At 71.3% G+C, this 24,702-nt stretch carries 17 protein-coding genes; 12 read left to right on the forward strand and 5 right to left on the reverse strand.

The window, feature by feature from the left end; translation table 11 throughout:
• Positions 1–95: 95 nt before the first annotated feature.
• Entirely contained in the window at positions 96–1,640 is a 1,545-nt protein-coding gene (locus ACIQTP_RS15880) for an alpha/beta hydrolase (RefSeq protein ID WP_403400200.1), read from the reverse strand.
• A gap of 98 nt (positions 1,641–1,738) precedes the next feature.
• A complete protein-coding gene (locus ACIQTP_RS15885) occupies positions 1,739–4,537 on the reverse strand; it encodes a YbhN family protein (RefSeq protein ID WP_403400202.1) in 2,799 nt (932 codons plus the stop codon).
• A gap of 186 nt (positions 4,538–4,723) precedes the next feature.
• Between ACIQTP_RS15885 and ACIQTP_RS15890 the strand changes: the two genes are divergently transcribed.
• The 5 genes from ACIQTP_RS15890 (at position 4,724) to nudC (ending at position 14,989) form a co-directional block, all read left to right on the forward strand.
• Positions 4,724–5,089, forward strand: coding sequence for an MGMT family protein (locus ACIQTP_RS15890; RefSeq protein WP_402035529.1), 366 nt, complete (start codon positions 4,724–4,726; stop codon positions 5,087–5,089).
• A gap of 248 nt (positions 5,090–5,337) precedes the next feature.
• Positions 5,338–8,769, forward strand: coding sequence for an ATP-dependent helicase (locus ACIQTP_RS15895; RefSeq protein ID WP_403400204.1), 3,432 nt, complete (start codon positions 5,338–5,340; stop codon positions 8,767–8,769).
• Between the two features lie 121 nt (positions 8,770–8,890).
• A complete protein-coding gene (locus ACIQTP_RS15900; protein WP_403400206.1) occupies positions 8,891–12,496 on the forward strand; it encodes an ATP-dependent helicase in 3,606 nt (1,201 codons plus the stop codon).
• A gap of 10 nt (positions 12,497–12,506) precedes the next feature.
• A complete protein-coding gene (locus tag ACIQTP_RS15905) occupies positions 12,507–13,919 on the forward strand; it encodes a dipeptidase (RefSeq protein ID WP_403400208.1) in 1,413 nt (470 codons plus the stop codon).
• Positions 13,920–14,038: 119 nt separating this feature from the next.
• The gene (nudC, locus tag ACIQTP_RS15910; RefSeq protein WP_402035536.1) at positions 14,039–14,989 is read left to right on the forward strand and encodes an NAD(+) diphosphatase; all 951 of its coding nucleotides are present in this window, start codon (positions 14,039–14,041) and stop codon (positions 14,987–14,989) included.
• Positions 14,990–15,118: 129 nt separating this feature from the next.
• Here nudC and ACIQTP_RS15915 read toward each other — a convergent pair whose 3' ends face one another.
• Positions 15,119–15,361, reverse strand: coding sequence for a mycoredoxin (locus tag ACIQTP_RS15915; protein WP_054228181.1), 243 nt, complete (start codon positions 15,359–15,361; stop codon positions 15,119–15,121).
• Positions 15,362–15,587: 226 nt separating this feature from the next.
• Between ACIQTP_RS15915 and ACIQTP_RS15920 the strand changes: the two genes are divergently transcribed.
• From ACIQTP_RS15920 to ACIQTP_RS15940, 5 genes are all read left to right on the forward strand, one after another.
• On the forward strand, positions 15,588–17,783 hold the full coding sequence (locus ACIQTP_RS15920) for an ATP-dependent DNA helicase UvrD2 (protein ID WP_403400210.1): 2,196 nt from the start codon (positions 15,588–15,590) through the stop codon (positions 17,781–17,783).
• A gap of 164 nt (positions 17,784–17,947) precedes the next feature.
• Positions 17,948–18,271 carry a hypothetical protein gene (locus ACIQTP_RS15925; protein ID WP_402035540.1) on the forward strand — a complete coding sequence of 108 codons (324 nt, stop codon included), beginning with the start codon at positions 17,948–17,950 and terminating at the stop codon, positions 18,269–18,271.
• 175 nt (positions 18,272–18,446) lie between these two features.
• Positions 18,447–18,815 (forward strand): WhiB family transcriptional regulator, encoded by a 369-nt coding sequence (locus ACIQTP_RS15930; RefSeq protein WP_054228178.1) that lies wholly within the window; start codon positions 18,447–18,449, stop codon positions 18,813–18,815.
• Positions 18,812–19,135 (forward strand): hypothetical protein, encoded by a 324-nt coding sequence (locus ACIQTP_RS15935; RefSeq protein WP_101400540.1) that lies wholly within the window; start codon positions 18,812–18,814, stop codon positions 19,133–19,135. Before ACIQTP_RS15930 ends, ACIQTP_RS15935 begins: the two co-directional genes overlap by 4 nt.
• Positions 19,136–19,253: 118 nt before the next feature.
• On the forward strand, positions 19,254–19,478 hold the full coding sequence (locus tag ACIQTP_RS15940) for a hypothetical protein (RefSeq protein ID WP_403400213.1): 225 nt from the start codon (positions 19,254–19,256) through the stop codon (positions 19,476–19,478).
• A gap of 39 nt (positions 19,479–19,517) precedes the next feature.
• Here ACIQTP_RS15940 and ACIQTP_RS15945 read toward each other — a convergent pair whose 3' ends face one another.
• Positions 19,518–20,894 carry an ABC1 kinase family protein gene (locus ACIQTP_RS15945; RefSeq protein ID WP_403400215.1) on the reverse strand — a complete coding sequence of 459 codons (1,377 nt, stop codon included), beginning with the start codon at positions 20,892–20,894 and terminating at the stop codon, positions 19,518–19,520.
• Positions 20,887–22,068 carry a TOMM precursor leader peptide-binding protein gene (locus ACIQTP_RS15950; RefSeq protein WP_403400217.1) on the reverse strand — a complete coding sequence of 394 codons (1,182 nt, stop codon included), beginning with the start codon at positions 22,066–22,068 and terminating at the stop codon, positions 20,887–20,889. Before ACIQTP_RS15950 ends, ACIQTP_RS15945 begins: the two co-directional genes overlap by 8 nt.
• Before the next feature lie 217 nt (positions 22,069–22,285).
• Here ACIQTP_RS15950 and ACIQTP_RS15955 point away from each other — a divergent pair, with 217 nt between their 5' ends.
• Positions 22,286–22,882, forward strand: a complete 597-nt coding sequence (locus ACIQTP_RS15955) for a M48 family metallopeptidase (protein ID WP_352045935.1) — start codon at positions 22,286–22,288, stop codon at positions 22,880–22,882.
• A 135-nt stretch (positions 22,883–23,017) separates the two neighbouring features.
• On the forward strand, positions 23,018–24,691 hold the full coding sequence (locus ACIQTP_RS15960) for a TerD family protein (protein ID WP_403400219.1): 1,674 nt from the start codon (positions 23,018–23,020) through the stop codon (positions 24,689–24,691).
• Positions 24,692–24,702: the final 11 nt, after the last annotated feature.

Consider the following 24,702-nt stretch of genomic DNA (forward strand, 5'->3'; position numbering starts at 1 on the left):
ACATGCAGGCCATGGTAGGCGCCCGCAGCCGACGCCGCGGGCGCCTGTGGATAACCCTTTGACCTGCACTTTTCTTAGCGCGGATGGCGTTGGTTCTAGGTGCAGACGGTTCCCGCGGGCGGTACGGTCCCGTCCAGCAGATAGCCGTTCACCGCGTTGTGCACGCACTTGTTCCCGCTGTCGTAGGCGCCGTGCCCCTGGCCCTTGTAGGTCACCTCGACGCCGACTCCCTTGCCGAGCGCGTCCACCATCTTCTTCGCGCCCTGGTACGGCGTGGCCGGGTCGCCGGTGTTGCCGACCACGAGGATCGGCGCCGAACCGGTGGCGCTGACGTCCGGGTGGTCGGCGGCGCCCGGGACGGCCCAGTTGGTGCAGCTGAGCATGCCCCAGGCCAGAAAGTCGCCGAACAGCGGTGAGGCGGCCCGGAACGCCGGCAGCCCGGCTTGCACGTCGGAGACCGTGTACCGCGGTTTTTCGTCGGCGCAGTTGATGGAGACGTTGGCCGCGTAGAGGTTGCTGTACTGGCCGTTCTGGTTGCGCCCGTTCATCGAGTCGGACAGCAGCATCAGTGTCTTGCCGTCACCGCTGTACGCCTGGTCCAGGCCCTCCGTCAGGTACTCCCAGAAGTCCTTGGAGTACAGCGCCTGCGCGATGCCGTTGGTGGCCTCGGTCTGGGTGAGCTGGCGTGGGAAGACGCCGGGGATGGGCTTGCTGTCCAGGTCCTTGAGGAGTTTGGCGATGCGGTTCTTGACGTCCTGCGGGGTGTCGCCGATCGGGCAGGGCTCGGTCTTCGAGGTGCAGTCGGTGGCGAAGTTGTCGAGTGCGAGCTGGAAGCCCCTGGCCTGCCCGAGCGCGCTCTGTTCCGGGTTCTGCGTCGGGTCGACGACCGCGTCGAAGACGGCGCGCCCCACGTTCTTGGGGAACAAGTGGGCGTAGACGCCGCCGAGTTCGGTGCCGTACGAGATGCCGAAGTAGTGCAGCTTGGCGTCGCCGAGCACTTGGCGCATGAGGTCGATGTCGCGGGCCGCGTCGGTGGTGCGCACATGGGGGAGGGTCCGGCCGGAGTTCTTCTCGCAGGCCGCGTTGAAGGTCTTCGTGTTGGTGAGGAGGTTCTTCTGTTCGGCGGTGTCGTCGGGGGTGGCGTCCTGCTGGAAGAACACGTCGAGCCGGCTGTCGTCCTCGCACTTCACGCCCGCGCTGCGGCCGACCCCACGCGGGTCGAAGCTCACCAGGTCGTAGCGGGTGCGCAGCTTCGCGTAGTCCTCGCCGAAGGCGGGCAGTGTGGTGACGCCGGAGCCGCCGGGGCCGCCGAAGTTGAAGATGAGGGAGCCGATGCGCTTGCTCTGCTCGCCGCTCGTCCGCGCCCGGATCAGCGCGATCCCGATGGTGTCGCCCTTGGGGTCGGCCCAGTCGAGGGGCGCCTTCATGGTGGCGCACTGCCACTGTGTGCCGCCCGGCAGGGGAGAGGGGGCGTTGCCGCCGCCCTCGGACTCGGCGGGGGCCGGGCAGTCCTTCCAGCTCAGCTTCTGGGCCGGCAGGTCCTCGCTCTTCGGGTTGTCGCTGCAGCCCGTCAGCATGGCGGACAGCACAGCGACGGAGAGGGCCAGCGCAGCGGCGCGCGGCGGAGACGGGTTCGGCATGCTCCCCATCCTGCGGTCGTGCGGGGCGGGGCGCTCGGGGCGCGGGCCGTGCGGGTGAGGGCGCGCGGGGGCTCGTACGGGAGGGTCGGTACGGGGCTCTAGAGGGCGCCCTTGCGGGTCAGGTGGTTGAAGAACAGCCAGCCCGGAAGCACCGGAAGCCACAGTGTCAGCAGCCGGTACAGCAGCACCGCGGGGGCGGCGACCTCCTTGGGGAGCCCCACGGCGATCAGACCGACCGTGAGGGTCGCCTCGACGGCGCCGACGCCGCCGGGGGTCGGCGCCGCGGAGCCGAGCGCGTTACCGGCGAGGAAGACGACGGCGACGCTGGCGAGGCTGAGCGCGGTGGGCTGCTGGTGGCCGAAGGCGCGGATCGACGCGTCCAGGCACATCACGAAGCAGGCGGTCAGCAGCAGCATGCCGCCGATGCCGGTGATCAGTTTCTGGGGCCGCTGGAGCACGTCGAGCATGCGCGGTACGACGCCCGCGAACAGCGACCTCACGCGCGTGCTGACGAATTTGCGCATGAACGGCACCGACGTCACGACGAGCACCAGTACGGCGACCGTCAGCAGACCCGCGATGACCGTGCGGGAGGGCGACAGGGACGGCGTCTTCTCGGTGCCGGTCAGATAGCCGAAGGACAGCAGCATCAGGATGTGGCAGCCGAGCCCGAACAGCTGGGACGCGCCGACACTCGCCACCGCGAGCCCCGGCCGCACCCCCGCACGCTGCAGGAAGCGCGTGTTGAGGGCGACACCGCCGACCGCGGCGGGCGCCACGATCTTCACGAACGAGCCGGCGACCTGCGCCGCGACGGCCCGCATGAACGGCACCCGCTCCGGTACGAAGCCGAGCAGTGCCATCGCCGCCGCGAAGTAGCTCAGCGCGGAGAACAGCACGGCGGCGGCGACCCAGCCCCACTGGGCGCTGTCGAAGAGGGTCCCGAACTCGATGTGGGTGAGCTGCGTCAGCAGGAAGTACCCGCCGATGGCACCGGCGATGAAACTGATCAGCGTGCGTGGCCGCACCCGCTCCAGGCGGGCCGGTTCGACCGGCGCCTGCGGGCGGATCAGCAGCACCTGGTGGCGGATCTGGGTGAGGAGATCCTCCTCGCGTGCTTCGTCCAGTGCCTCGTCGATCGCCCGCTTCTCGGCCCGCTGCTCCGCGCGTACGGCCTTCTTGCCGGGCTTTTCCACCGCGGCCTCGGTGTGCTGGGTCTGTTCCGCGCGGGTGAGCTTGTTCTGCCGGGAGGCATCCAGGACCGCGTCGCGTTCGCGCTGCGCGCGCTCCCGGGCCAGCTTGCGCAGCGTCGCGCGCGTGGAGCGGGTCAGCGCGATGGGCTGCAGCAGCGGCAGGCAGTCGGCGATCGGGTCCGGGCCGAGCACACCCACGGCTGATGCCACCGTGCGCTTGGCGCCGACGCGCAGCCCCAGCGTGGTCAGCAACTGGGCGATGTCCATGCGCAGCAGCAGATCGCCGGCCGCGATCTCACCGCCGCGCAGATCGGTGAGGATCACCGTGCCGGAACGATCCACCAAAATCGCGTCACCCGCGAGTCTGCGGTGCGCGATGCGTCGCGACTGCAAGGCCTGCACCTGGTGCCACGTGTCGCGCAGGAGATCGTCGGTGATGAGCTCGTCAGGAAGCGAGTCCAGTGTGCGCCCGCCGGTGTGCTCGTAGACGAGTATCACGGCGTCCGGGCCGAGCTCGGAGGTCGCGATCAGCTTCGGGGCGTTGGCCCCGGCCGCGATGGCCGCGTACGCGAGGAGCGCCTCCTGCTCCAGGGCCTGGCGCAGCGACTGGAGACTGCGACGGGTGGCGAGGCCGCGCAGCGTCAGGTTGCGCCACACACGGTAGAAGAAGCCCTGTGCCTGCTGCTCACGGTCGACCACCGTGACGTCCAGCGGCGGACCGTCCTCCAGAGTGACGAAGTAGCGCCGACCGCGGTCGCCGTTCTCCGTGGTGTCCGGCGTGTCCTCGCGGGCCGCGCTGACGGGGTGGAAGCCGACGTGCCGCAGGCCCGCCATGAGCGTCCGCCCGGTCGGACGCACATTCGGCGAGCCGACCGCGTACAGCGTCCCGTACGCGACGCTCCAGCCGATCAGCACCGTCAGGATGATCGAGAACGGTGTGGTGTAGCCGGTGACCAGCATGGAGAAGGCGTCGAGGAGCAGCACCACCCACAGCACCGCGCGCCAGCGCGGTCTGCGGGACATCCCGACGGCTGTCATGTATGCGATGACCGGCGCCAGATAGCCGTGCACCGGGTCGGTCAGGGCATGGATGTCACCCGGCGAGGGCTGGGTGAGCGCCTCCTGGATGGAGCTCGGGGCGCCCTTGGCGACCCACAGGTCCGTGGCGAGTGTCACTCCGTGCGCGAGGACCGCGGCCAGCACGCCGTCGGCGATGCGCAGCCCGTCCCGCTTGATCAGCCGCTCGATCGCGAAGGCGACCGGCACCAGGAGGATCGCGATGCTCGACGCCAGACCCGCGATCTTGATCAGCAGATCGGGTGCCTGGCCGGTGCCCTTGTTGATGTCCTGTTCGAGCCCAGAGGTGGTGCCGTGCGCGAACGCGGCGACGGCCAGCAGCACGGCGATGGCGAGGACGCCGACCAGGAGCCGCATCAGATCGGACGGACGGTGCACGCGCGCGGGCAGCAGCGGTTCGTCGCCCTCGACCTCGTCGTTGTGGACCTCGTCGCCGCAGTCGTCCTGCGCACCGAGCCGCTTCAGGGCTCTTCCGTGGGTGTCAGGAACGGGCTCTTCGTCCACCGTCGTGGTGGGCTCGTCCGCCGCCTCGCCCGGGTCCTTCGGGGTGGTGTCGCCGGTGTCCGGACGCGACGAGACCGCGGAGGTGCTCTCCGCGTCTTCGGGATGCACGCCCTGCTGCCTCATCGTCTCTTCTTGATCTCGTATCACCAGTCACCGCCCGCACGATGGTGGCATGCCCCACCGACACACGGGGGCATCAGGGTGCAAATACGGGGGCGCACAGTCTGCCCGAAGTGCGCCTCCATGGCGAGGGATACGCACAGTCACCGAATCGTGGCACTGTCGGTGGGATGGGGCAGGATGGGGCGGATGAGCGAGGAGAGCCTTCCGACGGATGCCCTGCCGGAGTACGCGGAGCGGGTCCTTGAGGTCGCCGAGTCGATCCCGCCCGGGCACGTGATGACGTACGGGGACGTCGCCGAGTGGCTCGAGGAGGGCGGACCGCGCCAGGCGGGCCGGGTGATGGCCCTCTACGGAGGAGCGGTCCCGTGGTGGCGGGTCGTCCGCGCGGACGGCGCGCTGCTCCCGGGCCACGAACTCGAGGCGCTGGGCCACTACCGCGACGAGGGCACGCCCCTGAAGGAGGCGAGCAGGGCCTCCGAGGGGCATCTGCCGCGCATCGACATGAGACGGGCACGATGGGACGGCGGCGAACGCGCGCAGGGTCACACCTGACAGCTTCCGGCATCGGACGGGGCGATGGGGAACCTGTGGCCCGTACGGGGGAAACGCGGCACGTCCGTGACATGCCGTACGTTCGAGAACCGGGGGACGCACGTGGTGTGAGGGAAGAAGGGGAAGCCCTCCTTCCACGGTGCTCACCGGCGTAGCGTCGACGGCACGCATCCCCCTCACCCCGCGGCCACCGCCCTGAACGCGCGGTGCTCTGCCCACCAGCACAACCTCCAGGACCGGCGAACCACGTGAGCTCCTCTTCTTCCACCAGGCGCCTGTCGCACCCCCAGGTGCGGCAGGGGACCCGCGGCGCGTACCGACTGGTGCGTACCGCGCCGGTCCGAGTGGGGCCCCCTCGTCTGGACGCAGAGCAGCGCGCGGTGGTTGACCATGACACGGGCCCACTGCTCGTGCTGGCCGGCCCCGGCACCGGCAAGACGACCACGCTCGTCGAATCCGTCGCGGCCCGGATCGCGCGGGGCGGCGACCCGGAACGCATCCTGGTGCTGACGTTCAGCCGCAAGGCGGCCGTCGAGCTGCGCGACCGCATGGCGCTGCGCATAGGGGCCGCCCGCGCCCCCCGGGCGACCACCTTCCACTCGTTCTGCTACGCCCTGGTCCGCGCCCACCAGGACAGCGACCTGTTCGTGGAGCCCCTGCGGCTGCTGTCCGGACCCGAACAGGACGTGGCGGTGCGCGAACTGCTCGCGGGCCAGCCCGACCTGGAGCGGCTCGGCCTCGCCCATGTCCGCTGGCCGGACGAGCTGCGCGCCTGCCTGACCACGCGTGGCTTCGCCGACGAGGTCCGCGCGGTACTGGCACGCAGCCGTGAACTGGGCCTGAGCCCCGACGCCCTGACCGCCTTCGCCCGGCGCATCGGCCGCCCCGACTGGGGCGCCGCCGCCGCCTTCCTCGCCGAGTACCTGGACGTTCTCGACCTCCAAGGAGTGCTCGACTACGCGGAACTCGTCCACCGCGCGGTGCTGCTCGCCGGGCGTCCGGGCGTCGCCGAACGCCTCGCAGCGCAGTACGACGCCGTCTACGTGGACGAGTACCAGGACACCGATCCCGCGCAGGTCCGGCTGCTGCACGCCCTCGCCGGCGGCGGCCGCAACCTGGTCGCCTTCGGTGACCCCGACCAGTCGATCTACGCCTTCCGGGGCGCGGACGTGAACGGCATCCTGGACTTCCCCGACGCCTTCCCGCGCGCGGACGGCCGCCCCGCGCCGGTCGAGGTGCTGCGCACCTCCCGCCGCTCCGGCGCCACCCTGCTGACCGCCACCCGTCTGATCACCCAGCGCATGCCGCTGACCCGCCTTCCGGCGGAGAAGGTACGCGCCCACCGCCAGCTGTCTCCGGTACGGGACGGCGGCACCGTCGAGGTCTACACGTACCCGACGGCGGGCACGGAGCTGGACAACATCGCGGACATCCTGCGCCGCGCCCATCTGGAGGACGGCGTCCCCTGGGGCGACATGGCCGTCCTGGTGCGCGCCGGCGCCCGCACGATCCCGACGATCAGGCGGGCGCTCACCGCGGCGGGCGTGCCGCTCGACATCGACGGTGACGACCTGCCGCTGCGGCACGAACCGGCGGTGACGCCTTTGCTGACGGCACTGCGGGCGGTGGCACGCGCGGAGTCGGGTACGGCCGCGCCCTCCGGCGGCGACAGTGCCGTACCTGAAGACGCCGATGCGCCTGAGGACGCCGACGTACCTGAAGACGCCGATGCGCCCGAGGATGCCGATGTACCTGAAGGCATCGACGTACCTGAGGATGCCGACGCGCAAGCAGCGCCCTGGCTCGACACCGAAACCGCGCTCACCCTGCTCGCCTCGCCCCTCGCGAGCATGGACGCGGCCGATCTGCGGCGCCTGGGGCGCGCGCTGCGCGAGGAGGAGCGCGCCGCCGGCAACCACGTACCGCCGCCCTCCGACGAACTGCTCACCCGCGCGCTGGCCGAGCCGGAGCGGCTCGTCGCGCACGACCCGGCGTACGCCCGGGGAGCCCAGCGCCTCGGCGCGCTGCTGCGCAAGGCACGGGAGCGCCTGGCGGGCGGCGGGACGGCCGAGGAGGCGCTGTGGGACCTCTGGGAGGGAACACCGTGGCCGCGGCGCCTGGAGCGGGCCGCCCGGCGCGGTGGCGCGGCCGGACGCAACGCCGACCGCGACCTCGACGCCGTCTGCGCGCTGTTCGCGACCGCGGCCCGCGCCGAGGAACGCACCGGTGGGCGCGGTGCCCTTAACTTCCTGGAGGAGATCGAGGCCCAGGACATCGCCGCCGACACGCTCACCCGCAGGGCGGTGCGCCCCGCCGCCGTACGCCTGATGACCGCGCACCGCTCCAAGGGCCTGGAGTGGCGCCTCGTCGTCGTCGCGGGCGTCCAGGAGGGCCTGTGGCCGGACCTGCGCCGCCGCGGCTCCCTGCTGGAGGCCGACCGCATCGGACGCGACGGCCTCGCCGAACCCCTCACACCCGGAGCGCTCCTCTCCGAAGAGCGCCGTCTGTTCTACGTGGCCGCCACTCGCGCGCGTGAACGCCTGATCGTCACCGCCGTGAAGGCCCCCGCCGACGACGGCGACCAGCCCTCCCGCTTCCTCACCGAACTCGGCGCCGAACCCAGGGACGTCACCGGCCGCCCCCGCCGCCCGCTGTCCGTCGCCGCCCTGGTCGCCGAACTGCGCGCCACCACGGTCGACCCGCGGGTCTCGGACGCCCTCCGGCAGGCCGCGGCCCATCGCCTGGCCAAGCTCGCCGCCCTCGGCGACGAGGACGGCCGCCCCCTCGTGCCGTCCGCGCACCCCTACCGCTGGTGGGGCATGTACGAGCCGACCGAGAGCAAGGTGCCGCTGCGCGACCGCGACCAGCCCGTCGTGCTCTCCGGAAGCGCCCTCGACCAGCTCGCCAACACCTGCGCCCTGCAGTGGTTCCTGGGCCGCGAGGTCAAGGCCGACGCGCCCGCCACCGCCGCCCAGGGCTTCGGCAATGTGGTGCACGTCCTCGCCGACGAGGTCGCCTCCGGACGCACCCCCGCCGACCTCGCCGTCCTCATGGAGCGTCTGGACTCCGTGTGGAACGCGCTCGCCTTCGACGCGCCCTGGAAGTCCGCGCAGGAGAAGGAGCACGCGCGCGTGGCGCTCGAACGCTTCCTGAAGTGGCACGTCGACTCCAACGGCGTCCGTGCGGGACGTGTGCCGGTGGCCAGTGAGCACGACTTCGACGTGACCCTGGAGGCGGGCGACTACGAGGTGCGCATCCGGGGCTCCATGGACCGCGTCGAGACGGACACCGAGGGCCGCGCCTACGTCGTGGACTTCAAGACCGGCAAACACGCGCCCAGCGCCGCGGAGGTGGCGCACCACCCGCAGCTCGCCGTCTACCAGCTCGCCGTCCGCGAGGGGGCCGTCGACGACACCTTCGACGGCGTACGCCCCGAGCCGGGCGGCGCGGAACTCGTCCAGCTGCGCCAGGGTGCCGCCAAGAAGAACGGCGGCGAGACCCTCCCCAAGGTGCAGGCCCAGGAGCCCCTGGAGGGTGAGTGGGTCGGCGACCTGCTGGCCACCGCGGCCGGGAAGGTCCTCGACGAACGGTTCTCACCGACCACGGGACAACACTGCACGCACTGCGCTTTCCGGGCATCGTGCAGCGCTCGGCCCGAGGGACGTCACGTGGTCGAGTGAGGAGCCCAAGGACGTCACGTCAGCGAGTGACGTACGGCACCACACGTGTTGACCAGCACTTCTTTCGTCCCGGCGGCCGATGTGGCCTCCGCTGTCAGTGGGCGCCGCTAGCCTCTCCGACATGCCCGCCCGTATCACCGACCCCGAGCAGCTCAAAGAGCTCCTCGGCATCCCGTTCACCCCGGAGCAGACGGTCTGCATCACCGCACCGCCCGCCCCGCAGGTGATCGTGGCCGGAGCCGGATCGGGCAAGACCACGGTGATGGCGGCACGCGTGGTGTGGCTCGTCGGCACCGGACAGGTCGCCCCCGAGCAGGTCCTCGGTCTCACGTTCACCAACAAGGCGGCGGGCGAACTCGCCGAGCGCGTCCGCAAGGCCCTGATCAAGGCCGGAGTCACCGACCCGGACGTGATCGACCCCGACAACCCGCCGGGCGAGCCGGTGATCTCCACCTACCACGCCTTCGCGGGCCGTCTGCTGACCGACCACGGCCTGCGCATCGGACTCGAACCGACCTCCCGCCTGCTCGCCGACGCCACCCGCTACCAGCTCGCCGCCCGCGTACTGCGCGAGGCCCCGGGACCGTACCCGGCGCTGACCCGCTCCTTCCCGGACCTCGTCGGCGACCTCCTCACACTCGACTCCGAGCTCGCCGAACACCTCGTGCGGCCCGAGGACCTGCGCGCCTACGACGCCGAGCTGCTGCGCTCCCTGGAGGGCGCCAAACTCACCAACGCCGACCTGCGGAAGGTCCCCGAGGCGGCCGCGGCCCGGCGTGAACTGGCCGAACTGGTGGGCCGCTACCGGTCGGCCAAGCGCGAGCGCGATCTCCTCGACTTCGGTGACCAGATCGCCCTCTCGGCCACCCTGGCCCGCACTCGCCCCGAGGTCGGGGAAATCCTCCGCGACGAGTTCCGGGTCGTGCTGCTGGACGAGTACCAGGACACCTCGGTGGCCCAGCGCATCCTGCTCGCCGGACTCTTCGGCGGCGGCACCGGCCATCCCGTGACCGCGGTCGGCGACCCCTGCCAGGCCATCTACGGCTGGCGCGGCGCCTCCGTCGCCAACCTCGACGACTTCCCCGAACACTTCGCACACGCCGACGGCCGGCCCGCGGCCCGCCAGGCGCTCAGCGAGAACCGCCGCAGCGGCGGCCGCCTCCTCGACCTCGCCAACGGGCTCGCGGAGCCCCTGCGCGCCATGCACGAGGGCGTGGAGGCCCTTCGCCCGGCCCCAGGGGCCGAGCACGACGGCCAGGTCCGCTGCGCGCTGCTGTGCACCCACGCCGAGGAGATCGAGTGGCTCGCCGATTCGATCGCCCACCTCGTACGCACCGGAAAGGCACCCGGCGAGATCGCCGTGCTGTGCCGTACGGCGGGCGACTTCGCCGAGATCCAGGGCGCGCTCGTCGCCCGGGACATCCCGGTCGAGGTGGTGGGCCTCTCCGGGCTGCTGCACCTGCCCGAGGTCGCCGACCTCGTCGCCGTCTGCGAAGTCCTCCAGGACCCCGGGGCGAACGCCTCCCTGGTCCGCCTGCTCACCGGCCCCCGCTGGCGGATCGGCCCGCGCGACCTCGCCCTCCTGGGCAGGCGCGCCCGCCTGCTCGTGTCCCACGCGCGCGTGGGCGCCGACGAGGACACGGACCGCCGGCTCGCCGCGGCCGTCGAGGGGGTCGACCCGGCCGAGGTGATATCGCTCGCCGACGCCCTCGACACGTTCCTGGAGATGCCCATCGAGGCCGAAGGGGACGACGACGGGCTGCCCTTCTCGTCGGACGCGCGGGTGCGGTTCGCGCGGCTCGCGGCCGAGCTGCGCGACCTGCGCCGCTCGCTCGCCGACCCCCTGATGGACGTCCTGCACCGGGTGCTCGCCGTCACCGGCCTCGAGGTCGAGCTCTCCGCGTCCCCGCACGCGCTGGCGGCCCGCCGCCGAGAGACCCTGTCGAACTTCCTCGACGTCGCCGCGTCCTTCGCCGCGGGCGACGGCGAGGCCACCCTGCTGGCCTTCCTCGGCTTCCTGCGCACCGCCGCCCAGTACGAGAAGGGCCTCGACAACGCCCTGCCCGGCGGCGAGAACACCGTCAAGGTGCTCACCGCGCACAAGTCCAAGGGCCTGGAGTGGGACGTCGTCGCGGTCCCCGGGCTCGTCACCGGCACCTTCCCCAGCGGCCAGGGCCGCGAGAAGTGGACCGCCCAGGGCAAGGTGCTGCCGCACGAGCTGCGTGGTGACGCCGACACGCTCCCCGAGATCGCCACCTGGGACGCCAAGGGCATCAAGGCCTTCCACGAGGCCATGAAGGACCACCAGCACACCGAAGAGCTGCGCCTCGGCTACGTCACCTTCACCCGCCCCCGCTCGCTCCTGCTCGGTTCCGGCCACTGGTGGGGTCCCTCCCAGAAGAAGCCGCGCGGCCCCTCGGACTTCCTGCACGCCCTCTACGAACACTGTGCCGCCGGACACGGCGAGATCGAGGTCTGGGCCGAGGAGCCCGCCGAGGACGAGGAGAACCCCGCCCTGCGCGAGGCGGCCGCCGACCACGCGTGGCCGCTCCCGCTCGACGACGCGGCACTGGCCCGCCGTCGCGCCGCCGCCGAGACCGTACTCGCCCACCTGGAGCGTGTGGCGTCCCACGAAGAGCCCCACCCCGGGGCGGAGGGAGACCGGCACGCGGCCGAACACGACCCCACCTCGTACGACGATCCGGACTGGCCGACCCCGCCCGAGGACGACGACCCCGCGTACGACGACGTGCCCTACGGGGACGACGACTTCCCCGGAGACGGCTTCCCCGACGGGGACGACTCCGACTGGGACTCCTGGTCGACCGACCGCCCCGAGGACCGGCCGACGCGACACCCGCAGGACCGTCCGACGGTCCCGCACCAGGCACCGGCTCCGGAGGCTCGCCCGCACTCTGCGAAACCGCACCCTGCGAAACTGCACCCTGCGAAACCGCACCCTGAGGAACCCGCGCGCCTCACCCCGGAGGAGGCCCGCACCCTCGTCTCCTGGGACCGCGACCTCGACGCCCTGACCGGAGAGCTCCTGCGCGCCCGCGCGAGCGTCACCGACGTCCCCCTGCCGGCCTCGCTCACCGTGACGCAGCTCATGCGCCTGGCCGCCGACCCGGACGGCTTCGCACAGGAACTCGCGCGCCCCATGCCACGCCCCCCACAGCCCGCAGCGCGCCGCGGCACACGCTTCCACGCCTGGCTGGAGTCCCGCTTCGAAGAGCTGCGGCTGCCGATGCTGGAACCGGAGGAGTTGCCCGGCAGCGACGCCGAGATCGCCGACGAACGCGACCTGGAGGAACTCAAGGACGCCTTCGAACGCACCCCCTACGCGCACCGCACCCCCCACCGCGTCGAGGCACCGTTCCAGCTCACCATCGCGGGACGCGTCGTACGGGGCCGGATCGACGCCGTCTACCGGGCTCAGGACGGCGCCGGGGCGACGTACGAGATCGTCGACTGGAAGACCAGCCGCACCGGCACGGCCGACCCCCTCCAGCTCGCCCTGTACCGCCTCGCCTGGGCCGAGCAGCAAGGCGTGCCCCTGGAGTCCGTCAAGGCCGCGTTCCTGTACGTCCGCAGCGGTGAGGTGGTCCACCCGGACGGGCTCCCGGACCGCGCGGCGCTGGAACGACTGCTCACACATGACCCGGCGGACCCACAGGAAGCGTCTGCCGGAGATCCGCCGGACGAACACGCCTCCGTGGGCGGATAGGCTCGTGAGCATGAGCAAGCCCGTTGACAACGCCGTCAGCACCGTCCGCACGTACATCCAGAACCACCGCACGGCCTTCCTCGACGACCTCGCGGAGTGGCTGCGCATCCCCTCGGTGTCGGCCCAGCCCGACCACGCCGCGGACGTGGCGCGCAGCGCCGACTGGCTTGCCGCCAAGCTGCTGGAGACCGGCTTCCCGACCGCCGAGGTCTGGGCGACCGAGGGCGCCCCCGCCGTCTTCGCCGAATGGCCCGCAGAGGACCCCGGGGCCCCCACGGTTCTCGTCTACGGACACCACGACGTGCAGCCCGCAGCCCGCGAGGACGGCTGGGACACCGACCCCTTCGAACCGGTGATCCGCGGAAACCGCCTCCACGCGCGCGGTGCCGCCGACGACAAGGGCCAAGTGTTCTTCCACACACTCGGCGTCCGTGCCCACCTCGCCGCCACCGGACGCAGCGCACCGGCCGTGAACCTCAAGCTCCTGATCGAGGGCGAGGAGGAGTCCGGCTCCCCGCACTTCCGCGGCCTCGTCGAAAGCCACGCCGACCGGCTCACCGCCGACGCGGTGATCGTCTCCGACACCGGCATGTGGTCCGAGGACACCCCCACCGTGTGCACCGGCATGCGCGGCCTCGCCGAGTGCGAGATCGAGCTGTACGGGCCGCAGCAGGACATCCACTCCGGCTCCTTCGGCGGCGCCGTGCCCAACCCGGCCACCGCCGCCGCCCGCCTCGTCGCGGCCCTCCACGACGAGCACGCGCGCGTGGCCGTCCCCGGCTTCTACGAAGGCATCACCGAACTCAGCGAACGCGAGCGTGAGCTCTTCGCCGAACTGCCCTTCGACGAAGAGCGCTGGCTGAGCACGGCCAAGTCGACGGCCACCTACGGAGAGGCCGGACACACCACCCTGGAGCGCATCTGGGCCCGCCCCACCGCCGAGGTCAACGGCATCGGCGGCGGCTACCAAGGCCCCGGCAGCAAGACGATCATCCCGTCCTCGGCCACCGTGAAACTCTCGTTCCGGCTGGTGGCGGGCCAGGACCCGGACCACATCGAGAAGGCGGTCCGCGCCTGGGCCGCCGACCGGCTGCCCGCCGGCATCCGGCACGAGATCACGTTCGGCGCCGCCACGCGTCCCTGCCTCACACCGCTGGACCACCCCGCCCTGCAGTCCGTCGTACGCGCCATGGGCCGCGCCTTCGAACAGCCGATCCGCTTCACCCGCGAGGGTGGCTCGGGCCCCGCGGCCGACCTCCAGGAAGTCCTCGGCGCCCCCGTGCTCTTCCTGGGCATCTCCGTCCCCTCCGACGGCTGGCACGCCCCCAACGAGAAGGTCGAACTCGACCTCCTCATGAAGGGCGTCGAAACCAGCGCCTACCTGTGGGGCGACCTGGCCGAGAACTGGCACGAGGCACACTGAAGAAGCCCGTCTCCACCCTTCCTGAAAAGTCCGTCCCCACCCCGATCAGCGCCCTTCGCACCCGCCCTGCTGAACCGCCCGCCGAAATAACCGTTCCACCGGGGGAGTTGGAAGCACCCGTGACCACCTGGACCGACCGAACCGCCGACCGTCCCATCTCGCTCACCGCCCCGAGCGGCATCGACCGGGCCGCCCACCACCGGCTCGACGAGGCCTGGCTCGCGGCGGCCTGGAGCCACCCCACCACCCGCGTCTTCGTGGTCTCCGGCGGTCAGGTGCTCATCGACGAGACGGCGGACGGCACCACCGAACTCGTCATGACCCCCTCCTTCGAGGCCCCGCTCACCGAGGCACACCGCTACTTCCTCGGCACGGACGACGACGGTGTGAGCTATTTCGCACTCCAGAAGGACGCACTGCCCGGCCGCATCGACCAGTCGGCCCGCCCGGCGGGACTGCGCGAAGCGGGACTTTTGCTCTCACCCCGCGACGCGGGCCTGATGGTGCACGCCGTCGCTCTGGAGAACTGGCAGCGGCTGCACCGCTTCTGCTCACGCTGCGGCGAGCGCACCGTGATCGCGGCGGCCGGACACATCCGCCGCTGCCCCGCCTGCGGCGCCGAGCACTACCCGCGCACCGACCCGGCCGTGATCATGGCGGTGACGGACGACGAGGACCGCATTCTGCTCGGCCGCCAGGTGCACTGGCCCGAGGGCCGCTTCTCCACGCTCGCCGGCTTCGTCGAACCCGGCGAGTCCATCGAGCAGTCCGTGCGCCGCGAGGTCTTCGAGGAGGCGGGCGTCACGGTCGGCGAGGTCGAGTACGTCGCCAGCCAGCCCTGGCCGTTCCCCTCCAGCCTCATGCTCGGCTTCATGGCCCGCGCCACCTCGTCCGAGATCAACGTCGACGGCGAGGAGATCCACGAGGCCCGCTGGTTCTCCCGCGAGGACCTGCGCACCGCCTTCGAGTCCGGCGAGGTGCTGCCTCCGTTCGGCATCTCCATCGCCGCCCGCCTGATCGAACTCTGGTACGGCAAGCCCCTGCCGCGCCCGGGAGCGGCAGCCGCCTGACCGACACACACCACACCACTCGCATGAGTGACGCAAGTCACACAGCAGGGGCGGTCCTTGAGTCAGATTCAAGGACCGCCCCTGTCACTGCCCGCGGCAACCGCCGGGGGCGCACCAACGGTGAACCGCTTACGCGCCGATCTTCTGCTTGACCTGCGCCAGCGAAGGGTTGGTGAGCGTCGAGCCGTCCGCGAACAGAACGGTCGGAACCGTTTGGTTCCCGCCGTTCGCCTTCTCCACGAAGGCCGCGGACTCCGGGTCCTGCTCGATGTTGATCTCGTTGTACGCGATGCCCGCGCGGTCCATCTGGCCCTTCAGTCGCGTGCAGTAACCGCACCACGTGGTGCTGTACATCGTCACAGTGCCCGGCATGTCTCTCGCGCTCCTTTGCTGCTGGGGGTGCGTCGTCGCAGAGGTGGAACGTACGCGAGCGGGCCACCATTCCCGTGCCCGGGTACCCCGGCCCGGTACACGAGGGCACCTGACGGCAGACGGGTGAGCAACAGCACGCCCAGCGCCTGCCGCATTAGTACGACTGCAAGGGCCTCCCTGTGGACAACCGGCTCATGCGTCTCCGCCGACCTGGCAGCATGGCGGGGTGACAGCAGCAACGCACTCCACCCTCTTCCCGCAGGCACCGGACACGGCCGACGCGGTGCTCGACGGGCTCGACCCCGAGCAGCGCGAGGTCGCCACCGCCCTGCACGGTCCGGTGTGCGTGCTGGCAGGCGCCGGCACGGGCAAGACACGAGCGATCACCCACCGCATCGCCTACGGGGTGCGTGCCGGGATCCTCCAGCCCTCCAGCGTGCTCGCCGTCACCTTCACCAACAGGGCCGCAGGCGAGATGCGCGGCCGGCTCCGCCAGCTCGGCGCCGGTGGCGTCCAGGCCCGCACCTTTCACTCCGCCGCGCTGCGCCAACTCCAGTACTTCTGGCCGAAAGCGGTCGGTGGCGGCCTGCCCCGGCTCATCGACCGCAAGATCCAGCTCGTCGCCGACGCGGCAGCCGCCTGCCGCATCCGCCTCGACCGGGGCGAGCTGCGCGACGTCACGGCCGAGATCGAATGGTCCAAGGTCACCCAGACCATCCCCGCCGACTACGCGGCCGCCGCGGCCAAGACCGGCCGTCAGTCGCCCCGCGACCCGGCCGAGATCGCGCAGCTCTACGCCACGTACGAGGACCTCAAGCGCGACCGCGCCGTCATCGACTTCGAGGACGTCCTGCTGCTGACCGTCGCGATCCTCCAGGACCGGCACGACATCGCAGAACAGGTCCGCTCCCAGTACCAGCACTTCGTGGTCGACGAGTACCAGGACGTCAGTCCCCTCCAGCAGCGCCTCCTGGAACTGTGGCTCGGCGAGCGCGACAGCCTCTGCGTCGTCGGCGACGCCAGCCAGACGATCTATTCGTTCACCGGTGCAACTCCCGACCACCTGCTCGACTTCCGCACCCGCCACCCCGGGGCCACCGTCGTCAAGCTCGTCCGCGACTACCGCTCCTCACCCCAAGTGGTGCAGCTCGCCAACGGCCTGCTCTCCCAGGCCCGCGGCCGGGCCGCCGACCACCGCCTGGAACTGATCTCCCAGCGTGCCCCGGGCCCCGAGCCCGTCTACGCCGAATACACGGACGAACCCACCGAGGCCGAGGGTGCCGCCCGCCGCATCCGTGACCTCATCGCCTCCGGCATCCCCGCGGGTGAGATCGCCATCCTCTTCCGCACGAACTCCCAGTCCGAGATCTACGAACAGGCCCTCGCCGACGCCGCAGTGCCCTACCAGCTGCGCGGCGCCGAGCGGTTCTTCGACCGCCCTGAGGTGCGCAAAGCAGGCGCCGCCCTGCGCGCGGCCGCCCGCTTCGGCGCCAACGACTCCCTCCTCGACGACGCCGTCGACCTGCCCTCCCAGGTCCGCGCGGTGCTCTCCGGCGAGGGCTGGACCAGCCAACCCCCGGCCGGATCCGGCGCCGTCAGAGAGCGCTGGGAGTCACTGGCCGCCCTCGTCCATCTGGCCCAGGACTTCGCCGCCGCCAAACAGGGCGCCACCCTCGGCGACCTGGTGGCCGAGCTCGACGAGCGCGCGAGTGCCCAGCACGCCCCGACCGTCCAGGGCGTCACCCTCGCCTCCCTGCACTCCGCCAAGGGACTGGAGTGGGACGTCGTCTTCCTGGTCGGCGTCGCGGAGGGCATGATGCCGATCACCTACGCAAAGACCGACGAGCAGATCGAGGAAGAACGCCGTCTCCTCTACGTCGGAGTCACCCGCGCCAGAGAGCACCTCCTCGTCTCCTGGGCCCTGTCCCGCTCACCCGGCGGCAGGCCCAACCGCCGGCCCAGCCGCTTCCTCGACGGGCTGCGCCCCGGCTCCGTCGCCACCGCGGGCCGCAGCGCCGGCGGCGGTCCAGGAGGCATCGAGCGCGGTATCGGGAGCAGCGGAGGCACGGTCGTACGGCGGACGAGCCGGACCCCGGCCCGCTGCCGGGTCTGTGGGCGCACGCTGACCGACGCCGGCGAGATGAAACTGATGCGCTGTGAGGACTGCCCCTCCGACATGGACGAAGGCCTCTACGAGCGGCTGCGGGAGTGGCGGGCGGTACAGGCGCAGCGCAGTGGGCAGCCCGCGTTCTGCGTCTTCACCGACAAGACACTCATGGCGATCGCCGAGGCCGCGCCGGACGACGAGGGCGAGTTGGCGCGGATCCCCGGGGTCGGCGTCCGCAAGTTCAACCGGTTCGGGGCCGATGTTCTGGCCATCTGTGCTGGTCAAGAACCTGCGGGGGGCGCCGAGGGTGACTGATGCAAACTCGTCGAAAAAATAGTTTGCGCATGCCCCAGCAATCCCCATAGGTTCTTAACCACGGCAGCAGCGGCCTTCTCCGAGGCCCTGGTTCCGTGCTGTACTTAATAGCCGTCGGACTGGCTCACCCCAGTCCCCCAAGACGCCGAGAGGAGGCGATTCCAGTGATCAGCATCGACACCAGCTTCATCAGCACCGCCAAAATGACCGATCGCTCGGTCGTCTCCACGTGCCCGCTCGGCGTCTCGAACCTGGGCACCGGTCTGTCCGGCATCGCTGCCGTCCGGCCGGCGTCCCCTCTGTCTCTCGCGGTTCTTCCCATCCGTGAGCGCAATGAGCGACCGATGAAGGCACTGGAAGCGGCAGTAGTGGCAGAGGCCCAGGCCTATGCCTTTGCGGCAGCCGGTGCCGGATCCCTGAAGCAGACGAAGCAGCACCACACGATGTGGGCCTTCCGTGGGCCTGAACCCTGGAGTGATCCAGCCTGATCTTCGATCAGGCCGGCGCCTTCAGGGCCGCGGAACCCCACCCGGGATCCGCGGCCCTTCTGTTTGTCCCCGACCGGGGACGGCAGAGCGAAGGGGCCTCGGGACAAGACAAGAACCCGGTACCAGCCGCCAACCGGCCAACCCGGCCGGCACGACCAGACGAGGAAGACCAACCGTGCAACTCGAAGCGCACGCCCCGTCCGTACCGCCTTCCGAAACGATCCCCCCGCCCGGCCTCACGGAGGACTCCACCTTGATCCCGCTCACTGCGCTCACCGCGCTCGACGACGCCATCGAGAACCTCGGCGTACCCGTCCCCTGCCGCTCCTACGACCCGGAGGTCTTCTTCGCCGAGTCGCCGGCCGACGTCGAGTACGCCAAGTCCCTCTGCCGCACCTGCCCGCTGATCGAGGCCTGCCTCGCCGGCGCCAAGGAGCGGCGCGAGCCCTGGGGTGTCTGGGGCGGCGAGCTCTTCGTCCAGGGTGTTGTCGTGGCCCGCAAGCGGCCGCGTGGCCGCCCGCGCAAGAACCCGGTTGCGGCATGAACACCGTAGGAACGATCGATCGCCCCCTGACGCACGACCCCAAGAAACAGGCCCCGATGAAGCCGTCCGCCAGCGAGCCCGCAGGCTCCGCCATCCCAGACTTCACCACCACCGGCGCGAACGACTCGCGTCAGAACAGGACCCGCGAGATGCAACTCATCCCAGAAGCCCTGGCTCGTGCGCATATGCACGAGCGACTGCACGAGGCCGAGCGGGAACGCCTGGCCGTGCGCCTGGCCTCCGCCCGTCGGATGCAGCGTCGGGCCGAGCGCGCCTCCATGCGCGCCCGGCGCGCGCTGGCCATGGCGGTCATGCACTAGCCGAAAGCAGTCGCTGCATTACCAGTAAGCAGCTCCTCGCGGGGGTCGGTCCGAACGGACCGGCCCCCGCGGTGCGTTGTGCCGGGCGTTACGCCGACCACGGCGCTATCGTCGCCGAGTGACGAGTCTTCCCGGGGACAGTGACAGCACCGGCTCCATGCCGCGGCCCGACACGGCCGAAGCCCGGCACATCGCGTGCGCCCGCTGCGGCGCCCCGGCCGACGGTCCTCCGCTGACGTGGACCTGCTCCATGGAGAACGGCACCCGCCACTACTTCTGCGACAACTGTGCCCGCAGCAACCTCAGGGCGATCGAGGGACGGCTGGACTCGGCCTGGTGGTAGGCCCGCCCGGGCCGGCCCGCTGGTCGAAGGCGGTCCGAGTCATGCTCCGGCCGCCGATCCCTCCTCGTCCAGCAGCTCCTCCGTCGGGTCCTCTCCCGGTACGAAACCCGGCAGCCACTCCTCCAGTTCGTCGCGCAGCCGGACCGTCGCGCCCAGTTGGCACAGGACTCCGATGGTGCTCAAGGTCACACGGTGTATCAGGAGATACGACGGTGGCAGGTTGAGAAGCCTGCCCAACTGGTGTGCGGGGGAGCGGGGGTCGGCGATGCGGGCGGCCTGACTGCGCATCCAGCCGCGGGTGAACGTGAACTCGTCGGCCTGGGCCGGTTCGATGATCGGCAGGAGATAGTCCAGAACCGCGTCGGGTTCGAGCTCTATGGACTCCTTGACGAAGCCCTCCTCGCACAGCAGCTCGTAGACCGCTTCGGCCTCGCCCTCGAGAGTCATCCGGAGGGAGTAGCCGATCGTGGCGGGCAGACCGCCGGGAAGACGGTCGACCGTGCCGAAGTCCAGGACGCCCAGCCGCCAGCCGCTCTTCTCGTCCGGCAGGAGGCGGAAGTTGCCCGGGTGCGGATCGGCGTGCAGCAGTCCGGTGCGGGCGGGACCCGAGAAGAGGAACCGGGCCAGCAGCTGGCCCGCACGGTCCCGCTGCTCCTGGGTGCCCTCGGCGATCACCTCCGACAGCGGTATCCCGTCGATCCACTCGGTCACCAGGACCTGGTCGCACTGGTGGACCACCGCCGGGACGAGCACGTCCGGATCGCCCGCGAACTCCGTGGCATGCGTCTCCTGGGCCTCTGCCTCCAGCGCGTAGTCGAGCTCCTCGGACACCCGGTCGCGCAGCTCCGCGATGAGCGGCTTGATGTCCATGCCGGGGATCAGGGGACCCAGGAGCCTGGCGAATCGGCTGAGCTGGGTCAGATCGGACAGCAGGGCCTCGCCCGCTCCCGGGTACTGCACCTTGACGGCGACCTCGCGTCCGTCGTGCCACACCGCCCGGTGCACCTGGCCGATCGAGGCCGCCGCGGACGGCTTGTCCTCGAACTTCTGGAACAGCTCGGACCAGTCCTCGCCGAGACGCTCCCGCAGAACGGAGTGCACCGTGCGCGTCGGCATCGGCGGCGCCGCCTCCTGGAGCTTCGTCAGCGCCGCGCGATAGGGTCCCGCGACCTCCTCGGGCAGCGCCGACTCGAAGACGGACAGCGCCTGTCCGAACTTCATGGCACCCCCCTTCAACTCGCCGAGGACCTTGAAGAGCTGCTCCGCCGTGCGCTGCTGCAGCTCGCGGCCGACGATCTCCGCGGACTTCCCGCCGATCCTCTTGCCCAGCCCCCAGGTCGCTCGCCCGGCGAAGCCGAGCGGTAGAGCGGCGAGTTTGGCAGTACGGGTGACCGCCTTCCGGGGAAGATCAGACATGCGCCCTCCAAGTCCCAGACAGCCGTGCCGCGTGCGGCTGTTGCCCCGCCATTGTCTCGTGCGGCTGCCCGTCCTCGGCGGCGCGCTCCCCCTTCTTACTTTTCTCCGCTGCGCCGCACGGGCATGCGGGATGCGAGGACACCGGCTTCGCATGCCAGTCGAAGCCCGGCACGGAGGTCTCCCAGCGTGCCCCGGCGCTGGAAGGCAGCCTTCCGTCGAGGAAGGCGAGGGCGTGTCCTGCCGCGAGTCCGGCGACGCCGGTCGCCAGCGCGAGGTCGCACGCCGGGACCTGGTGCGAGGTGCCGGAGCGCCACTGGGCGATCAGGCGTGGCCAGGTCGGGTCCCGGTCGACGCGCTGCTGGTCCAGGCAGCCCGCGCAGCCGGTGTCGCCGGGCAGCACCAGGGGGCCGACGACACCCGTTCCCTCCACGACTCCCGCGTACAGATGGGGTGTGCCGGAGGTGATGAGGGGCTCGGCGACGGCGGGATCGGGGGCGTGCACCGCCAGGCCGTCCCGGGGCGCGAGGATCACCAGGGAAAGACCGAGTTCCTCTCCTTCGCCGGCGGGCCGTGGTGGTCTATCCGGTGCCGCTCGGCGCACCGCGCGCCGGGCGGCTTCCTCCCGGCGCTCGCCGATGGACGCCGGGGGCAGTCCGCCCGGTGCCACGTCCCAGGGTTCGACGCTGCCGATGTCGCGCACCTCGACCTGGCCGACACCCGCGCCGGCCAGGAGGGAGGCCAGGACGACTCCCACCCGGCCGGCGCCCCGCACCTGCACGCGCAGGGAGCCGCGGGCGGCCAGATGCTTCATGGCGTCGCCCGGCGCGCGGGCGACGAGGGACAGGGCCGCGAGGTCGGGGCGGAGCCGGTCCAGGACCGCCTTCTTCTCGCGCAGGGCGTCCGCGGCCCGGCCGCCGCCCGTCGCGTCGTCCAGCAGACCGGAGCGGGCCAGCCGCTCCACGAGTGCGTCGACATGACCGTCGGGCAGGCCCATCGCGCGTCCCAGGTCGCGAAGGAGCGGCAGCCCGCGTGTTCCGTTCAGCAGGTCGAGAAAGCTGCCTGTCGCCGTGTCCACCGGGCCCAGCACCATCGCGTGCGCGGGCGCCATTCCGAACTGCACGGTGTTGAGATCCCGCCAGCCGCGCCGCAGCGCGGGCTTCACCATCGGATGCATGACCGACCCCCGTACCCGTAGAGCATCCCCGTGTGTCGGCGGGGTCCGTCCCGGGCCCGCCGATCGAATGCCAGCATGCCCGGCCCGGCCGAACCGTGCCGAAAGTTGTCCACAGGCGGTGGTGTTCGTCGTATAAATTAAGCGCACGGGGTGCGGATCGGCATCGAACCGTCCAGGGGACGGGACTTCCCCCATGTGCAGCGGGTAACGTCGGGGCGTGCCCGCCGACCCACTGCACCGCGCCGGAAAGCCACAGCGCAGCACGACGAGCCTGCCGCCAAGCGGCTCGGGGGCGAGCGCGATCGAGGTTCGCAGGAGCGCGCGCCGGCGCAGAACGGTCTCCGCGTACCGCGAGGGCGATCGCACCGTCGTGCTCATCCCCGCCCGTATGTCCGAGGCGGAGGAACAGCGCTGGGTCACCGTCATGCTCGACAAGCTGGCCGCCCAGGAAAGCAAACGGGTGCTCGGCGACGCCGAGCTGACCGAGCGCGCCGCGCGGCTGTCGGAGCAGTACTTCGACGGCCGGGCCCGCCCCGCCTCAGTCCGCTGGGTCACCAATCAGAACACGCGCTGGGGTTCCTGCACCCCGGCCGAGGGCAGTATCCGTCTTTCGCACCGCCTGCAGGGCATGCCCGAGTACGTCGTCGACTACGTCCTCGTCCACGAACTCGCGCACCTTCTGGTGCCCGGTCACGGGCCCCGCTTCTGGCGGCTGCTGGAGGCGTATCCGCGTACCGAGCGTGCCCGCGGCTATCTCGAAGGGGTGGTCGCGGCCGAACGGCTGCCCCATCTGCCCGTGGCGAGCGACGAGTAGCGGGCGGGCGGCGGCGGACCGTCCCCGCCGGGGAGTGATTGTGTACCGGGTCTGTACCGGCGGCGTTCACTCCGAGAGTTTCCCGTTAGCCTGACGCGACGCAATCGCACTCGGGATGGGGGACGGTCGTTACGCATGGCCAGGGAATTCCAACGCGGCCACAAGGCCAGGATCAGTGACCTCACCGCGGGCACGGATCTGTACGTAGGTGTGCAGATCACCGGTCCCGGACTGACCTTCGACATCAGCTGCTTCGGTCTGGACGCCGACGAGAGGCTTTCGGACGACCGGTACTTCGTCTTCTTCAACCAGCCGAAGACCCCCGAAGAATCCATCCAGCTCCTCGGCACCCAGTCGGGTGACACGGAGTCCTTCCGCGTCACGCTCGACCGGATCCCGGCGCAGATCCAGAAGCTGTCGTTCACGGCGACGATCGACGGCGCCGGGCAGATGTCGCAGATCGCCCCCGGATACCTCCGTGTCGTCGCGGGCGGCGAGGAAGTGGCCCGGTACTCGTTCAGTGGCGCGGAGTTCTCCACCGAGCGTGCTGTGATGCTGGGCGACTTCTACCTGAAGGACGTCTGGCGGTTCGCCGCCGTGGGGCAGGGCTTCGACGGCGGCCTCGAGGCGCTGCTCAAGAACTTCGGTGGTGAGGTCGCCGACGAGCAGCCCGCCGCGCAGGAGCCGCAGGCCACTGCCGCACCGTCCTTCGCTCCGCCCGCCCAGGCCACCGCACCCCCCGCGTTCGGCGCCCCGGCTCCGGCTCCCGCGCCGGGGCCCGCCGCACAGGGGTTCACGCCGCAGCCCGCCGTGCCCTCGGTGCACGCCGCGCCGACCATCATCGCCCCGCTGCACACCCCGCCGGGCGGCACCGTGCCGCCGCCGGGCCCGGCTCCGTACATCCAGCCGCCCGGTCCGCCCGGTCCGCCGCCGGGCTACGGCCAGCAGCCACCCGGTCAGACGGCTCCCATGCCGCCCGGTTACGGCCAGCAGGCACCGCCCGCGCCCCCCGGCTACGGGCAGCAGGCCCCGACGGCGCCTGCGGGCTACGGCCAGCAGCCGCCGTACGGCCAGGTTCCGGGCCAGGTGCCGGGTCAGCCCGGCGCGCCGTCCCCCTATGGTGTTCCCCAGGGCGCCCCGCAGGGCGGTGCCGGTGTGGCCGCCGCGCTGGGGGCCTACAAGGAGACGCCCACCGGTCAGCGGTGGACCCAGCAGAACACGAAGCTCATCCGCGTGGACCTCGGTATCGGCGGCCAGCCCGTGCTGGCCCGCCAGGGCAGCATGGTGCTCTACCAGGGCAAGGTCGACTTCAGCTACAAGGGCGCCGGCTTCGCCGGGCGGATCGTGGGCAACGCGACCGGCCAGGAGATGCAGCTCATGCGCTGTACCGGCCAGGGGCAGGTGTTCCTCGCCGAGAACGCCACCCACGTGCATCCCATCGAACTCCAGGGCGACGCGATCTGTGTCTCCGCGGAGAGTGTGCTCGCCTTCGACGAGTCCCTCCAGTACGAGGTCCGGCGTATCGAGGGGCACGGCATCCCCGGAGGCGCGCTGTTCACCATGCAGTTCCAGGGGACCGGAACGATCGTCGTGAAGACGCACGGCGCTCCCGTCGTGCTGCCCGTGACGCCGACGACCTTCGCCGACTGCAACGCCGTCGTGGCCTGGTCCGCGGCCTCCCAGGTGATCGTCTCCAGCCAGGTGCGGATGCGCCGCAACGCCTACCCCGGCGACACCGGGGAGAGCGTGAACCTCCAGTTCCGCGGCGCGCCCGGCAATTTCATCGTCGTCCAGCCGTACGAGGTCTGAGGGAGCCCGTC

The organism is Streptomyces sp. NPDC090798 (assembly GCF_044768965.1).
In the GTDB taxonomy this organism is placed as follows: Bacteria; Actinomycetota; Actinomycetes; order Streptomycetales; family Streptomycetaceae; genus Streptomyces.

Excerpts from the sequence above, each read along its gene's own strand:
- ACIQTP_RS15880 (WP_403400200.1), bottom strand. The coding sequence starts at position 1,640 with ATGCCGAACCCGTCTCCGCCGCGCGCCGCTGCGCTGGCCCTCTCCGTC.
- ACIQTP_RS15885 (WP_403400202.1), bottom strand. The coding sequence starts at position 4,537 with ATGAGGCAGCAGGGCGTGCATCCCGAAGACGCGGAGAGCACCTCCGCG.
- ACIQTP_RS15890 (WP_402035529.1), top strand. The coding sequence starts at position 4,724 with ATGAGCGAGGAGAGCCTTCCGACGGATGCCCTGCCGGAGTACGCGGAG.
- ACIQTP_RS15900 (WP_403400206.1), top strand. The coding sequence starts at position 8,891 with ATGCCCGCCCGTATCACCGACCCCGAGCAGCTCAAAGAGCTCCTCGGC.
- ACIQTP_RS15905 (WP_403400208.1), top strand. The coding sequence starts at position 12,507 with ATGAGCAAGCCCGTTGACAACGCCGTCAGCACCGTCCGCACGTACATC.
- ACIQTP_RS15915 (WP_054228181.1), bottom strand. The coding sequence starts at position 15,361 with ATGCCGGGCACTGTGACGATGTACAGCACCACGTGGTGCGGTTACTGC.
- ACIQTP_RS15935 (WP_101400540.1), top strand. The coding sequence starts at position 18,812 with ATGAACACCGTAGGAACGATCGATCGCCCCCTGACGCACGACCCCAAG.
- ACIQTP_RS15945 (WP_403400215.1), bottom strand. The coding sequence starts at position 20,894 with ATGTCTGATCTTCCCCGGAAGGCGGTCACCCGTACTGCCAAACTCGCC.
- ACIQTP_RS15950 (WP_403400217.1), bottom strand. The coding sequence starts at position 22,068 with ATGCATCCGATGGTGAAGCCCGCGCTGCGGCGCGGCTGGCGGGATCTC.
- ACIQTP_RS15960 (WP_403400219.1), top strand. The coding sequence starts at position 23,018 with ATGGCCAGGGAATTCCAACGCGGCCACAAGGCCAGGATCAGTGACCTC.